The 15,173-nt window shown below is 71.7% G+C and carries 11 protein-coding genes; all 11 read right to left on the bottom strand.

The features are described 5' to 3' along the window. Positions 1–41 precede the first annotated feature (41 nt). The 11 genes from AC2AXK_RS10195 to ileS all read right to left on the bottom strand — a co-directional run bounded on the left by AC2AXK_RS10195 (position 42) and on the right by ileS (position 15,094). Positions 42–380, bottom strand: a complete 339-nt coding sequence (locus AC2AXK_RS10195) for a P-II family nitrogen regulator (protein WP_484345253.1) — start codon at positions 378–380, stop codon at positions 42–44. Next, positions 377–1,687 carry an ammonium transporter gene (locus AC2AXK_RS10190; protein WP_484345252.1) on the bottom strand — a complete coding sequence of 437 codons (1,311 nt, stop codon included), beginning with the start codon at positions 1,685–1,687 and terminating at the stop codon, positions 377–379. Before AC2AXK_RS10190 ends, AC2AXK_RS10195 begins: the two co-directional genes overlap by 4 nt. Before the next feature lie 161 nt (positions 1,688–1,848). Beyond that, the gene (gene ftsY / locus AC2AXK_RS10185) at positions 1,849–3,057 is read right to left on the bottom strand and encodes a signal recognition particle-docking protein FtsY (protein WP_484345251.1); all 1,209 of its coding nucleotides are present in this window, start codon (positions 3,055–3,057) and stop codon (positions 1,849–1,851) included. 121 nt (positions 3,058–3,178) lie between these two features. Then, positions 3,179–6,745 (bottom strand): chromosome segregation protein SMC, encoded by a 3,567-nt coding sequence (gene smc, locus AC2AXK_RS10180; protein WP_484345250.1) that lies wholly within the window; start codon positions 6,743–6,745, stop codon positions 3,179–3,181. Positions 6,746–6,789: 44 nt separating this feature from the next. Continuing rightward, on the bottom strand, positions 6,790–7,230 hold the full coding sequence (gene ndk / locus AC2AXK_RS10175) for a nucleoside-diphosphate kinase (RefSeq protein ID WP_484345249.1): 441 nt from the start codon (positions 7,228–7,230) through the stop codon (positions 6,790–6,792). 38 nt (positions 7,231–7,268) lie between these two features. After that, on the bottom strand, positions 7,269–7,718 hold the full coding sequence (locus tag AC2AXK_RS10170; RefSeq protein ID WP_484345248.1) for a DUF4233 domain-containing protein: 450 nt from the start codon (positions 7,716–7,718) through the stop codon (positions 7,269–7,271). 38 nt (positions 7,719–7,756) lie between these two features. Next, positions 7,757–8,473 (bottom strand): dihydroxyacetone kinase phosphoryl donor subunit DhaM, encoded by a 717-nt coding sequence (gene dhaM, locus AC2AXK_RS10165; RefSeq protein WP_484345247.1) that lies wholly within the window; start codon positions 8,471–8,473, stop codon positions 7,757–7,759. Beyond that, positions 8,470–9,117 carry a dihydroxyacetone kinase subunit DhaL gene (dhaL, locus tag AC2AXK_RS10160; RefSeq protein ID WP_484345246.1) on the bottom strand — a complete coding sequence of 216 codons (648 nt, stop codon included), beginning with the start codon at positions 9,115–9,117 and terminating at the stop codon, positions 8,470–8,472. Before dhaL ends, dhaM begins: the two co-directional genes overlap by 4 nt. Before the next feature lie 149 nt (positions 9,118–9,266). Next, positions 9,267–10,256 carry a dihydroxyacetone kinase subunit DhaK gene (dhaK, locus tag AC2AXK_RS10155; RefSeq protein ID WP_484345245.1) on the bottom strand — a complete coding sequence of 330 codons (990 nt, stop codon included), beginning with the start codon at positions 10,254–10,256 and terminating at the stop codon, positions 9,267–9,269. Positions 10,257–10,337: 81 nt separating this feature from the next. Further along, the gene (locus tag AC2AXK_RS10150; protein ID WP_484345244.1) at positions 10,338–11,738 is read right to left on the bottom strand and encodes a bifunctional folylpolyglutamate synthase/dihydrofolate synthase; all 1,401 of its coding nucleotides are present in this window, start codon (positions 11,736–11,738) and stop codon (positions 10,338–10,340) included. Further along, a complete protein-coding gene (gene ileS, locus AC2AXK_RS10145; RefSeq protein ID WP_484345243.1) occupies positions 11,735–15,094 on the bottom strand; it encodes an isoleucine--tRNA ligase in 3,360 nt (1,119 codons plus the stop codon). Before ileS ends, AC2AXK_RS10150 begins: the two co-directional genes overlap by 4 nt. Positions 15,095–15,173 lie beyond the last annotated feature (79 nt).

Genomic DNA, 15,173 nt, shown 5'->3' with positions numbered 1-15,173 from the left:
TCGACCGGTCCGTCTCGTGCTGTTCGGTGTTCGTCCGTGCGCTACAGAGCCTGCGCGCCGTGCTCCCCGGTACGGACCCGGGCCACGTCGTCGACGGGAACGGTCCAGACCTTCCCGTCGCCGATCTTCCCGGTCTGCGCGGCCTGGACGATCACGCCGGTGACGACCATGGCGTCGTCGTCCTCGACGAGGACCTCGATGCGGACCTTGGGCACGAGGTCCACGGTGTACTCGGCGCCGCGGTACACCTCGGTGTGGCCTTTCTGGCGGCCGTAGCCGCTGGCCTCACTGACGGTCATCCCTCGGACGCCGGCCGCCTCGAGGGCCGACTTCACGTCGTCGAGACGGTGGGGCTGGATGATTCCGGTGACGAGCTTCATGCCTTGACCTCCGTAATGACCCGGCCGCCGCCGAGGGTCTCGTATGCGCCCTCACCGTGGACGGCGAGGTCGATGCCGCCGACCTCCGCCTCCTCGGTGACCCGCCAGCCGAGGGTGCTCTTGATGATGAGGCCGATGACGAGCGTCACGACCGCCGAGACGATCATGGCCACGACTGCGACGACGATCTGGATGATGAGCTGGTCGATGCCGCCACCGTAGAACAGACCGGTCTCGGTCGCGAGGAATCCGATCGCGACGGTACCGACGAGGCCACCGACGAGGTGGACGCCGACGACATCGAGCGAGTCGTCGTAGCCGAACCGGTACTTGAGGCCGACGGCGAGTGCGCACAGGGCGCCGGAGACGAGACCGAGGACGATCGAGCCGACGGGGCTGAGCGCACCAGCGGCGGGGGTGATGGCGACGAGACCAGCGACGATGCCGGACGCGGCACCGAGCGACGTGGCGTGACCGTCACGGATCTTCTCCACGACGAGCCACCCGAGGATGGCTGCCGCGGCGGCCGTCGTCGTGTTGACCCAGGCGAGGCCGGCCGTCTCGTTGGCACCGAAGGCCGAGCCCGCGTTGAACCCGAACCAGCCGAACCACAGGAGCGCGGCACCGAGCATGACGAACGGGAGGTTGTGCGGGCGCATCGGCTCCTTGCCGAAGCCCTTGCGCGCTCCGATGAGCAGGACGAGCACGAGCGCTGCCACACCGGCGTTGATGTGCACGACCGTGCCACCCGCGAAGTCGATGGGCGCGACGTCGGCCACGCCGTCCGTGCTGCCGAAGATCATCGACGCGATGCTGTTCTCGGCACCGCTGAGGATCCCACCGCCCCAGACCATGTGGGCGATCGGGAAGTAGGAGAGGGTGACCCACAGGGCTGTGAACAGCAGCCAGCTGCCGTACTTCACACGGTCCGCGATGGCGCCGCTGATGAGCGCGGTCGTGATGATCGCGAAGGTGACCTGGAAGGCGACGTCGACGACCTGCGGGTAGTTGCCGAGGGTGCTCACCACCGGATCACCCGCCTCGTCGAAGATGGTGCCGGAGAGGCCGAACTGATCGAACGGGTTACCGATGATCCCGCCGACGTCGGAGCCGTACGACATCGACCAGCCCCACAGCACGTACACGACGCCGATGATGGCCATCGCGCCGAACGACATCATCATCATGTTGAGCACGGACTTGGCTCGGACCATGCCGCCGTAGAAAAACGCCAGACCGGGCGTCATGAGGAGCACGAGAGACGCTGACGTCAGCATCCACGCGGTAGCTCCGGTATCCCATTCCATCGGATCATCTCCCATCCCAGCCGGGGCGGCCGGTCGGGTACAACCTTCTGGGAGCGCGGTTACCCTCAGCGCGCGATCGTGTTACGCCCGCGTGACGAGATCACCACTCAGGTAAACGTTGTGTTTCGCGCAGGCCGACGATGCCCCGATCCGGGCCGGGCTCACTCCTGGAGCAGGGCGTCCACGAATCCGGCGGGGTCGAACGGGGCGAGGTCGTCCGGCCCCTCACCCAGGCCCACGAGCTTGACCGGGACGCCGAGCTCACGCTGCACGGCGACGACGATCCCGCCCTTGGCGGTCCCGTCCAGCTTCGTCAGGACGATGCCCGTGACACCCGCGACCTCTGCGAACACCCGGGCCTGGTTGAGTCCGTTCTGTCCTGTCGTGGCGTCCAGCACGAGGAGAACCTCGCTCAGGGGCGCCTCCTTGGTGATGACGCGGGTGATCTTGCCGAGCTCGTCCATGAGGCCGGCCTTGTTCTGCAGACGTCCCGCGGTGTCGACAAGAACGACGTCCGCACCGCGGGAGTGCGCCGTACGCACCGCATCGAACGCGACGGCCGCAGGGTCTGCCCCGTCCTTGAAGGACCGCACCGTCTCGACGCCCACCCGGGCGCCCCAGGTCGTCAGCTGGTCCGCGGCTGCTGCCCGGAAGGTGTCGGCTGCGCCAAGGACCACCGAGCTGCCGTCCGCGACGAGCACCCGGGTGAGCTTGCCGACCGTCGTCGTCTTGCCGGTGCCGTTGACCCCGACGACGAGGACGACGGCTGGTGTCTTCGTGCCGTCCTCGTTCACGACGGGCTGGGTGTTGAGGCTGCGGTCGAGCGTCGGGTCGACGAGCGTGATGAGCTCGGACCGCAGCATCGCTCGGACGCTCGCCGCGTCCTTGACCCCCTGGACCCGCACCTGCAGGCGCAGGGCCTCGATGAGCTCGGTCGCCGGACCGGCACCCACGTCCGCGAGGAGCAGGGTCTCCTCCAGCTCGTCCCAGTCGTCCTCGGTGAGGTGGTCGCGCGAGAGCACCGAGAGCAGCCGGGTGCCGAGGGGGGAACCGGAGCGCGCGAGCCGCTCGCGCAACCGGGTCAGCCGCCCGGCTGCCGGCTCGGGCACCTCGACCTGCGGGAGGTCGAGGTCGGGCACGCCGACCTCGGGTCGGGTCAGCCCGGGGTCCACGAGCCCCCCGGGAGCCGGGTCCACCGCGACGCCCGTCCCGTCCGCCTCGTGCGCCCGTGGGCCGACCTGGGCGCCCGTCGAGGAGCGGTCGATCGGCGGAGCCCCACGGCGCCGTCGTGCGGTCGAGACGCCGACGAAGCCGAGGACGAGGAGGGCGAGGACAGCGAGGGTGATCCACAGCGGGAGGAGTTCAGTCACCCCTGCAGTCTCTCAGGACGGGGCGTCGCGCTGCACCACGAGCGGTCCACCGCGAGCGGCCCGCGGCGAGCGGCCCGTCGGCCAGCACGTTGCTGAGCGCGCCGGCAGGGGGCAGCGTGCGTCAGTCCCGGGCGGGCATGCGCTGGCTGATGACCGTCGTCACGCCGTCGCCCTGCATGGTGACCCCGTAGAGGGCGTCCGCGATCTCCATCGTCCGCTTCTGGTGCGTGATGACGATGAGCTGGCTGTCCTCTCGGAGCTCGACGAAGATCTCCAGGAGCCTGCCGAGGTTGGTGTCGTCGAGCGCCGCCTCGACCTCGTCCATGACGTAGAACGGGCTGGGTCGTGCCTTGAAGATGGACACGAGGAGCGCGACGGCGGTGAGCGAACGCTCGCCGCCCGACAGGAGGGACAACCTCTTGACGCGCTTGCCGGCGGGCCGCGCCTCCACCTCGATGCCCGTCGCGAGCATGTCCGACGGGTCGGTGAGCACGAGGCGCCCCTCACCGCCGGGGAACAGCCGCGGGAACACCTCCTCGAACTGGGCCTGGGTGTCGTGGAAGGCCTGGGTGAACACCTGCTCCACGCGGTCGTCGATCTCCCGGACGATCTGCAGGAGGTCGGCTCGGGAGGTCTTGAGGTCGGCGAGCTGCTCGGTGAGGAAGGTGTGCCGCTCCTCGAGCGCCGCGAACTCCTCGAGCGCGAGCGGGTTGACGCGCCCCAGACGCGCGACGTCCCGCTCGGCGGCCTTGAGCCGCTTCTCCTGCTCCGCGCGCACATAGGGGCGCTCGCGCGGAACGTCGGGGTCCTCCCCGTCCGCCGCCGCGCTGCCGGGCGGGTCGGGCACGGGACGGTGCGGCCCGTACTCCTCGACGAGGACCTCGGGGTCGAGCCCGAGGTCCTCACGGGAGCGCTGCTCGGCCTGCTCGATGCGCAGCTGGTGCTGCGCCCGGAGGACCTCGTCACGGTGGGCGACGTCGGTGAGGGCCCGCACCTGCCCGTCGAGGTCCTGCACGACGCCCCGTCGTCGGGCAGTCTCCTCGTCGTGCTGGGCGCGGGCTCGCTGCGCCGCGTCCCGCTCGAGACCCGCTCGCTCGAGCGAGCGCTCGACCTGGCGCAGGAGCACCGTGGTCGCGTCCTGGACCGCGGCGGCTCGATCGATCTGGCGCAGGCGCTCGGCCTCGAGCGCAGCCGCGCGTTCACGAGCAGCTCGCTCCGCGGCGGCTGCACGGTCGAGCCCTTGCGCGCGACCAGCAAGTGCGCGGGCACGCTCCTCGCTCGTCCGCAGCGCGAGCCGGGCCTCGACCTCCCTGGCTCGGGCATCGGCCGCTGCTGCGGCGCGCGAGTCGCGGTCCGAGGTCGCCGCTGCGATGGACTGCTCGGACTCCTCCGGGACGGCGTCGGCCGCCTCGAGACGGTCCTCGAGCTCCGCCATCTCCTGCTCGAGACGCTCGAGGTTCGCGGTCGCGGTCGCGAGCTGTGCCGTGAATCGCGCGGCCTCTGCGCGGGCACCACGCGCGGTCGCACCGAGGCGCCCGAGCCGCTCCGCCACGGCCGCCAGCGCGGCGTCCGACGCGTTGAGGTTGACGAGCGTCTCCTCGGAACGCGCCCGCGCGACCGCCTGCGCCTCGCGTGCCTGCTCCTCGGCAGCACGGATGGCGAGCAGCCGCTCCTCGACCTCACGCGCCCCGGACTGCGCCTCGTCGAGCGCCGCGCGCAGGTGCAACGCGCCCGGTGCGGACGCCGAGCCGCCCGCCGCGCGGTCCGCAGCGAGGAGATCACCGGTGCGGGTGACAGCAATGAGCTCCGGACGCCCGGCGACGAGGCCGCGAGCGGCGTCGAGATCGTCCACGACGACCACGGTGCGGAGCAGGGCTGCGATGCCCCGCGCCACCGACGGGTCCACCGTCAGGACGTCCGTCACCCGCACGACGCCCGGCGGGAGGTCGTCTTCCGCGGACTGCGCGACCGGCTCGCCCTCGGCCGCCACCACGAGGGCGGCGCGGCCGGCCTCCTCCTCGCGAAGGAGGCGGAGCGCTGCGGCGGCTGCGTCGACTGACCCGGCCGCAACCCCGTCGGCCCACGACCCGAGAGCCGCGGCGACGGCGTCCTCGTACCCGGGGGCGATGGTCAGCAGATCAGCGACGGGTCCCAGCAGCCCGGACGCGTCGGAGGCCAGCAGCACCCCGGCACCGTCCTTGCGGTCGAGGCTCATCTCGAGCGTCTCGCTCCGGGTGCGCCACCGGGCATGCTCGGCCTCCGCGTCGGCCCGCGCCTCCCGCACGGCGCGCAGGGCGCTCGTCGCAGCCTCGAGCGCGAGGGCAGCTGCCTCGTGCTGTGCGTCGAGGTCGTGCTCGCCCTGCTCCGCGCCCTGCACCTCGGTCTCGAGCGCCTCAGCCTCCTGCGTGGCGCGGCTCGCGCGGCGCTCAGCCTCGGCGAGCGACTCGCGGACCCGCTCGATCTCGGACGCGGTCGCCTCGAACCGTGAGCGTGCAGCAGCGACCTTGCCCGCGAGGCGCGCCCGTCCCTCCCGCCGGTCGGCGGACGCGAGCACGAGTGCAGCCAGGAAGCGCTCCGCGGAGCTCGCGCCCTCCTCCGCGTCCGTGCGCTCGACGCCAGCCGCCTCGAGCGCCACCCGGAGGCGCTCGACCTCGTGCTGGAGCTGCGCCTCGGTGGCACGGGCACGTTCGGCCTGTGCCTCGAGGTCACTCGGGTCCTGACCCCGGGTCGTCTCCTGCGGTGCTGCGAGCAGCCGCAGACGCTCGGCCGCGAGCGTCCGGGTCCCCCGGACGCGCTCGGCGACGGCGGACAGCTCGTACCAGGTCTCCGCCGCGGCCGCGAGAGCCGGCGCGGCCTCGGCTGCCCTGGCCTCGCTCTCCGCGAGCGCTCCGCGAGCCTGGTCGAGCGCCTGCTCCGCCGCGGCCCGTCGCTGCTGGACCGCGGTGTCCTCGGCGATCTCCTGCTCCCTCGTCGCGAGGAGCTGGGCGAGGTCGTCTGCGAGGAGTCGGGCACGGGCGTCCCGGAGGTCGGACTGCACGGCAGCGGCACGACGCGCGACCTCGGCCTGACGTCCGAGCGGACCGAGCTGCCGGCGCACCTCCGCCGTGAGGTCGCCCAGCCGCAGCAGGTTCCCCTGCATGCTCTCGAGCTTGCGGAGCGCCTTCTCCTTGCGCTTGCGGTGCTTGAGCACCCCCGCGGCCTCCTCGATGAACCCGCGCCGCTCCTCAGGGGTCGCCCGGAGCACCGCGTCGAGCTGCCCCTGACCGACGATGACATGCATCTCCCGCCCGAGGCCGGAGTCGGAGAGCAGGTCCTGGATGTCGAGGAGCCGGCAGGATGACCCGTTGATCGCGTACTCAGAGCCCCCGTTGCGGAACAGCGTCCGGCTGATCGTCACCTCGGAGTACGCGATCGGGAGCGCTCCGTCGGAGTTGTCGATCGTCAGGGCCACCTCGGCCCGTCCGAGCGGCGGCCGACCTGACGTGCCGGCGAAGATGACGTCCTCCATCTTCCCGCCGCGCAGCGTCTTGGCCCCCTGCTCGCCCATGACCCAGGCGAGGGCGTCGACGACGTTCGACTTGCCGGAGCCGTTGGGCCCCACGACGCACGTGACACCCGGCTCGAACCGGAGGGTCGTCGCCGATGCGAACGACTTGAATCCCCGCAGAGCGAGGGTCTTGAGATGCACGGTACGACGGCCGGTGTGCTGCTGGCGGAGAGGGGGTCAGGTGCTCAGAGGCCGGGGAACCACAGGGCGATCTCGCGGGCGGCAGACTCCTCCGAGTCGCTGCCGTGCACGAGGTTCTGCTGCACCTTCAGGCCCCAGTCACGGCCGAGGTCACCACGGATGGTGCCGGGGGCGGCGGTCGTCGGGTCGGTCGTCCCTGCGAGCGAGCGGAAGCCCGGGATGACGCCCTGCCCCTCGGCGACGACTGCGAGCACCGGGCCGGACTTCATGAACTCGACGAGCGGTGCGTAGAACGGCTTGCCCTCGTGCTCGGCGTAGTGCTGCGCGAGGAGCTCGTCGGTCGCGGTCTTCAGCTCGACGGCTGCGAGGGTGTACCCCTTGGCCTCGATCCGGCGCAGGATCTCCCCCGACAACCCCCGGCGGACGCCGTCCGGCTTGACGAGGACGAGGGTGCGGGAGGTCGCGGGTGCGGGGTCTGTAGTCATGCGGAACACCCTAGTGGGTGACTCTGACGCCGCGGCGATCAGCGGACGTTGGGCGCCTCGTCGGGGTGGGCCGCGTCGTACTCCGCGCGCTCCCGGTCGATCTTCGCGCCCAGCCACAGGGAGACGATCCACAGCGCGATGAAGACGATCGCCACGGGGAACATGAGGGGGATGACGAGACCGCCCGCGAGGAACGGGACCTGGACGAGCGACCCGGCGACATAGCCGCCCGGCATGGTCACCGTCCGGCTGAGGACGAGGAGCGTGAGAGCGAGGACACCACCGACGAGCCAGACCTGGCCCGCGGGGACGTCGAGGAGCCGTGATGCCGTGAGCGTGGCGAAGACCACGACGAACGCCTCGAGGACGAGCATCGTCGACGCGAACTGCGGCTTCGCGGGCTTCTTGGGGACGATGCGTGGTACTCCGCCGCTCTGCGGGGAGACACCGGGGCCGACGGGCTCGGGGGTGCTGCTGGCTCTGCTCACCGACCCAGGATACCGACGCCAGCGCCCGGGCCTGCCGCTCAGGCCTCGCCGAACCCGCCCTCGACGGCGTGCACGACAGCTGCCACGGCCTCGACAGCCTGCGGTCCGCTGGCCGAGACGTCGAGCTCCTGCCCGCCGGTCGCACCCAGCTTCATGAGCTCGAGGATGCTCGCGCCGTTCACCCCGTTGACGGTGAGTCGGGCGTCGAACCCCGCGATGAGACGCGCGAGGACCGCCGCCGGCCTGGCGTGCAGACCGAGCGGGTTGCGCAGCACCACCGACCGGCGTGTGCCGTCGCCGTCACCGCTCGCTGCAGCGGGCACCCCGGCCTCGCTCGTCCTCTCCGGCCACTCCCGGTCCGAGAAGGTCGAGCCCGCATGCTCCGCGGAGTCGAGCACCTCGGCGAGGCTCCCGCCGCCATGAGCCGTGACCGCGGCAGCGACCGCTCCCTCGACGAACGGAGCGTCCGCGAGGCGGACGCGTTCCGAGTCCGCGGCAGGCAGCACCTCGATGACCGACTCCACCGTGAGGATCGCCGAGCCGAGGTCGGCGAGGACGAGCACCCCGTCCGAGGTCCGCAACGCCTCGGAGACCGCGCCACTGACCCGGCCGAAGTCGGTGCCGAGCGTCTGCTCCGCGGTCCCGCCGGCGTGCAGCAGGAGCACCCCCGGCGCCATCTGCGCGGCGAGCTCCGCGGTCCCCGCGGCGAGCCGCTGGGAATGGGAGACGAGGACCAGCGCCACACGTGCTCTCATGCTGCGTCCTCCTGGGTGGCCGCCCGCACAGCCGCGCACAGGACGATGACGCTCGAGGCTGCCCCGGGGTCCTCGTGACCGACGCTCCGCTCACCGAGATAGCTCGCGCGCCCCTTCGTCGCGACGAGCGGCTTCGTCGCGTCCGCGCCCGCGCTCGCACCCTGCGCGGCAGCGACGAGGACCCCGAGCGGAGCGGCGCCGGCGGCCGCGGCAGCGACCGCGGCCTCGACCGCCGGCACCCAGGCGTCGACCATCGTCTTCTCGCCCTGGACCGCCTTGCCTCGCGCCGTGATGCCCTCGAGGGCCGCCTCGAGGAGTGCCACCACACCACGCGCGTCGAGCGTCTCGAGCCCCGTGACCTTGGCGGCGCGCAGGTACGCCGTCCCGTACAACGGACCGGAGGCCCCCCCGACCGAGGACATGAGCGTCGTGGCGACGAGCCTGAGCACGTCACCGATGAGCCGTGGCTCCTCCTCGACCGAGTCGAGGGCGCTCACCACGGCCCGGAAGCCCCGGTCGAGGTTCTCCCCGTGGTCCCCGTCCCCGATCTGCCGGTCGAGCTCCACGAGATCGTCGCGCGCTCCTGCGATCGCGGCTGCGGTCTCCCGCGCCCATCGCTCCGCCCACGCCACGTCCAACGCCATACCTGCCACAGTCCTTCTCTCGCCCGCATCCGTGCATCTCTCGTGACCCGCCCGCGTCACTCCCGCACTCCCGCACGCCCTGCTCGTCGCCGGGCTGGAGCCGTTCGTCGTCGGGCCGGGCTTCGTCACCCGCCGGGCACCCGTGTGGTTCACCACCGGAGAGCTGCCGTCCGGACCGGGGCGTCCCACAGCTCGGTGAGCTCGTCGTCGAGGCGGAGCACCGTGACCGACGCCCCCTGCATGTCCAGCGCAGTGACGTAGGAACCCACGAGCGACCTGCTGACCTCGACACCCTGCTCCTCGAGGAGCCGGCGTGCCTGACGATAGACCACGTACAGCTCCGACACGGGTGTCCCGCCCATACCGTTAACGAACAGCAACACCCGGTCCGCCGGACGCAGGGCGAGGGCACTCCCCACCGCGTCGAGCAGGACGCGGGTGATCTCGTCGGCCTTCGTGTGCGGGACACGGCGACGCCCGGGCTCGCCATGGATCCCGATGCCGATCTCCACCTCGTCCTCCCCGAGGTCGAAGCTCGGACGTCCGACATGCGGCACGGTGCACGCCCGCAGGGCGACGCCCATGGTGCGGACGTCGCCGACGACCCGCCGGGCGAGCGCCGCGACGGACGCCAGGTCGTCGCCGCGCTCTGCGGCGGCGCCGGCGATCTTCTCCACGAGCAGCGCTCCGGAGACACCCCGCCGGCCGATCCCTGGCTCGTCGGTCGCGACGTCGTCGTCGACGACCACCGTGACGACGTCGCGGCCGTCATCCACCGCGATCTCGGCCGCGGTCTCGAAGTTGAGGACGTCGCCCGTGTAGTTCTTGACGATCGCGAGGACCCCGCGCCCGCCGTCGGCTGCGACGAGACCCCGCAGCACCTGGTCCGGCGTGGGCGAGGTGAACATCGGACCCGGGACGGCGGCGTCGAGCATGCCCGCTCCCACGAATCCCGTGTGCAACGGCTCGTGCCCGGATCCCCCGCCGGAGACGAGGCCGACCTTGCCGGCGCTCGTGCCCCCGCGTCGGGTGACCACCAGGGAACCCGGGAGCTGCGCCACGAGGTCGGCGTGTGCGAGGACGAACCCCTCGACGGCCTCGGCCACGGCCTCCTCGGGCGCGTTGATCAACTTCTTCATGGCACGCCTCTCCCCGGGTCGCGTCGTCGTCGGTCCCGCCATTAGACCACCCCGGCTCCGGCGGTGCGGGCCGGAGCCCGGTCAGCCGCGGCCGAGGAGCACCCGGGCCTCGGCCGCGAGGATGACGGACCCGGTGATGAGCACGCCGGTGCCGGTGCCGACACCGATGGTGTCCTCGCTCTCCGCACGGCCGGCCGCGAGGTCGATCGCGGCGTCGAGCCGTTCAGCGCTGTGGACCCGGTCCTCCCCGAAGATGTCGATCGCGAGCTCCTCCAGGTCGTCGACGTCGTGCGACCGTTCGGAGCTCGAACGGGTGACGACGACCTCCGCGAGGAGCGGCTCGAGGAGGGCAAGGATCGTCTCGGCGTCCTTGTCCGCGAGGACACCCACGACGCCGATGAGCCGGGTGAACTCGAAGGACTCCTCGACGGCGTCGACGAGCGCCTGCGTCCCGGCGGGGTTGTGCGCCGCGTCGACGAGCATCGTCGGGCTGGAACGGACCACCTCGAGGCGCCCGGGGCTGTCGACGTCCGCGAACGCCGCACCGACGACCTCGCCGTCGAGGGCCCGTCCACCGGAGAGCAACGCCTCGGTCGCCGCGAGGGCGAGCAGCGCGTTGTGCGCCTGGTAGGCCCCGTACACCGGGAGATAGATCTCCGTGTAGAGCCCGGCCGGGGTGCGCAGGCTCGTGAGCTGGCCGCCGACAGCCGGGTAGCGCTCGGGGACCTCGAGGTCGATCCCCTCGCGCAGGACACGCGCCCCGCGCTCCGCGGCCACCGCGAGGATCACTCCCTCGGCGTCCTCGCTCTGCTCCGCCAGGACGAGCGTCGCCCCCTCCTTGACGATTCCCGCCTTGGTCCCGGCGATGTCCGCGATCGTGTGACCGAGCCACCGCTGGTGGTCGAGAGCGACGGGAGTGATGATCGCGACCTCGCCGTCCGCGACGTTCGTCGAGTCCCAGGTGCCGCCCATCCCGACCTCGATGATCGCGACGTCGACAGGGGCGTCGGCGAACGCGGCGAAGGCCATGACCGTGAGCACCTCGAAGAAGCTCAGTCGCGGGCCACCGGACGCCTGCGACGACTCGTCCACCATCTCGACGTACGGCTGGACGTCGCGCCACACCTCGATGAAGCGCTCCGCGCTCAGCGGCTCGCCGTCGATGGCGATGCGCTCGGTGACGGAGGTGAGGTGCGGGCTCGTGAAGCGTCCGGTGCGCAGCCCGTGCTCGCGCACGAGCCGCTCGACCATGCGGGAGGTGGAGGTCTTGCCGTTCGTGCCCGTGACGTGGACCGTGCGGAACGCCCGCTGCGGGTCGCCCAGGAGCTCGCAGACCTGCCGGACCCGGTCGAGGGTCGGGTCGATGTCATGCTCCGGGGCGCGGCTCATGATCGACCGGTACACACCGTCCAGCTCCGCCTGGACCTCGGGCGGGACCTCGGGGCCCTCGTCCCGACGTCGGCCGTTCGTCCTGCTGCTCATGCGTCCACCCCCGTGGTCGTCCCCTCACCGGTCGCGCGGGCGACCGTGACGTGCCGGTCCGGCGCCGGCGACGCGGCAACGACGATCTCGACCGCGAGCGTCTCCCGTGCGATGAGCTCGGAGTGCTCCTCGACGGCTGCGAGCCACTCCGGCGGCACCGTCAGCGAGAGGGTGATGCGGTCGGTCACGTCGAGGTCCGCCGCCTTCCGGGCGTCCTGCACGTCGCGGACGACGTCGCGGGCGTACCCCTCGGCGAGGAGCGCGTCCGTGAGAGCGAGGTCGAGCACGACGAACCCGCCGTCGGGCAGGACCGCCGCGGCGACCTGTCCGTCCGCGTCACCGGAGCCGACGACGGTCGACACCTCGTACTCCGCCGGCTCGAGCGGCACGTCGCCGTCGGGCGTCGTCAGCACGATCGTGCCGTCCGGCTCCTCGCGCCACTGGCCGGCCTTGGCCGCCTTGATCGCAGCCTGGACGCCCCGGCCCAGGCGTGGGCCTGCCGCGCGGGCGTTGACCGACAGTCGGCGGGAGATGCCGTACCTCTCGGCCGCGCCGGAGTCGAGGCCGACCAGCTCCACGTCCTTGACGTTGAGCTCGGTCGCCAGGAGGTCGGTGTACGGCGCGAGCGTCGTCGGGTCCTCCACGACGACGGTGAGCCGGGCGAGCGGCTGGCGCACCCGCAGCTTGTGGGCCTTGCGCAGACCGAGGCTCAGCGAGCACGCGGTGCGGACGCGGTCCATGACGGCGACGAGCCCGGCGTCCGGCACGAGGACGGGGTCGACGACCAGCCGCACCCCGGCCGCGCGGACGGCGCCGTCGACGACGAACGGTTCGGCGTCCTCGTCGACGCGCTGCTGCGCGGGCCAGTCGGTGAGGTGCACGCTGCGTCCACCGGTGAGCCCGCGCCACACCTCCTCGCTGAGGAGCGGAGCGAGGGGGGCCATGACCCGGGTGAGCACCTCGAGCGCGGTCCACAGCGTGTTGAACGCGTCGGTGTCCTCCGCCCAGAACCGGTTGCGCTGGGTGCGCACGTACCAGTTGGTGAGCACGTCGAGGTGCTCCCGGACGCTCTCACAGGCGCCGGAGATGTCGTAGACGTCCATCTGTCGGGTCACGGTGTCGACGAGACGCTCGGTGCGCGCGAGGAGGTACCGGTCCATGACGGGCAGGCCGGCGACCTCGTCGGGCGTGACGGCGCGTGCCTGGTACCCCGCGCCGCCGTTCGCCGCGTCGGCATACAGCGTGAAGAAGTAGTACGTGCTCCACACGGGCAGCAGCACCTGACGCACGGAGTCCCGGATGCCCTCCTCGGTGACGACGAGGTTGCCACCACGCAGGATGGGCGAGCTCATGAGGAACCACCGCATCGCGTCCGAGCCGTCGCGGTCGAGGACCTCGGAGACGTCCGGGTAGTTGCGCAGCGACTTGCTCATCTTGCGGCCGTCCGACCCGAGCACGATCCCGTGCGAGACGGCGGTGCGGAAGGCGGGCCGGTCGAACAGGGCGGTCGCGAGGACGTGCAGCGTGTAGAACCAGCCCCGCGTCTGCCCGATGTACTCGACGATGAAGTCGCCCGGGTAGTGGTGCTCGAACCAGTCGGCGTTCTCGAACGGGTAGTGCACCTGCGCGAACGGCATGGACCCCGAGTCGAACCAGACGTCGAGGACGTCGGGGATGCGGCGCATCGTCGAGCGCCCCGTGGGGTCGTCCGGGTTGGGGCGCGTCAGCTCGTCGATGAACGGGCGGTGCAGGTCGGTGACGGGCACGCCGAAGTCCGCCTCGAGCTCGGCGAGGGAGCCGTAGACGTCGACGCGTGGGTAGGCAGGGTCGTCCGAGACCCACACGGGGATGGGCGTGCCCCAGTAGCGGTTGCGGGAGATCGACCAGTCACGGGCGTTCGCGAGCCACTTGCCGAACTGGCCGTCCTTGATGTGCTCCGGTGTCCAGGCGATGTCCTGGTTGAGCTCGACCATGCGGTCGCGGATCTTCGTGACGCTGACGAACCAGCTCGAGACGGCCTTGTAGATGAGCGGGTTCCGGCACCGCCAGCAGTGGGGGTAGGAGTGCTGGTAGGTCTCGTGGCGCACGACGACCGCGCGGCGCGCCGCGTCGGTCCGGGCGAGCGGCCCGGTGCCGTCCTTGAGGTCCTTGATGATCGCCGGGTTGGCGTCGAACACCTGCTGGCCGGCGTACTCCGGCACCTGCGCGGTGAACCGACCGCGGTCGTCGACGGGCACCACCGTGCTGATGCCTGCCTCGAGGCACACCGCCATGTCGTCCTCGCCGAAGGCGGGCGCGAGGTGCACCAGCCCGGTGCCGTCCTCGGTGGTGACGAAGTCGGCCGTGAGGATCTGGTGAGCGGCGGGGTCGGCGTCCGCCCCCGCGAAGTAGTCGAACGGCGGGACGTACCGGCGGCCGGCGAGCTCGGCGCCGCGGACGGTGCGCAGGACGTGCGACGCGACGTCGTCGGAGAGGTCGAGCTCCTTGGCGTAGGCGGACAACCGCGCCGCACCCAGGAGCACCTCGTTGCCCGCGAGCGCAGACTCGGGGCCGGGCGCGACGACGACGTACTCGACGTCCGGCCCGACGGCGACGGCGAGGTTCGAGGGCAGCGTCCACGGTGTCGTCGTCCAGATGAGCGCGAGCTCCTGGGTGGGCTCGCCGGCGTTGTCGAGCAGGCGGAGCCCGACGGTCAGCGCCGGGTCCTGACGGGACTGGTAGACGTCGTCGTCCATGCGCAGCTCGTGGTTGGACAAGGGTGTCTCGTCGCGCCAGCAGTAGGGCAGCACCCGGTAGCCCTCGTACGCGAGCCCCTTGTCGTACAGCTGCTTGAACGCCCAGATCACGGACTCCATGAACGTGATGTCGAGCGTCTTGTAGTCGTGCTCGAAGTCGACCCAGCGCGCCTGGCGCGTCACGTACTGCTGCCACTCCCCCGTGTACCGCAGCACGGACTCGCGGCATGCCGCGTTGAACGTGTCGATGCCCATGGCCTCGATCTGCGACTTGTCGGTGATTCCCAGCACCCGTTCGGCCTCGAGCTCGGCCGGCAGGCCGTGGGTGTCCCAACCGAAACGGCGCTCGACCCGCTGCCCACGCATCGTGCGGTAGCGCGGCACGACGTCCTTGGCGTACCCGGTGAGCAGGTGGCCGTAGTGCGGCAGGCCGTTGGCGAACGGGGGGCCGTCGTAGAAGACGAACTCGTTGCTGCCGTGCTCGCCCTCGGGGCGGTTGTCGATCGACGCCTGGAACGTGCCGTCGGCCTGCCAGTAGGCGAGGACCTCCTCCTCGAGCGCGGGGAGGTTCGGGGAGGCGGCGACGCCGTCGTCGGACGGGCGGTGCAGCGGATAGCTCATGAGTACAGCTCCTGTGGCGGGTGGTCCGGGTCGTGCTCGCTCTCGTGCGAGGACGACACCGACGCGTGAGCGTCGAGCC

The organism is Sanguibacter sp. Z6_81 (assembly GCF_057180625.1).
Note: the sequence above shows the minus strand (reverse complement) of the source record. Positions and strands in the feature narration are given on the sequence as shown.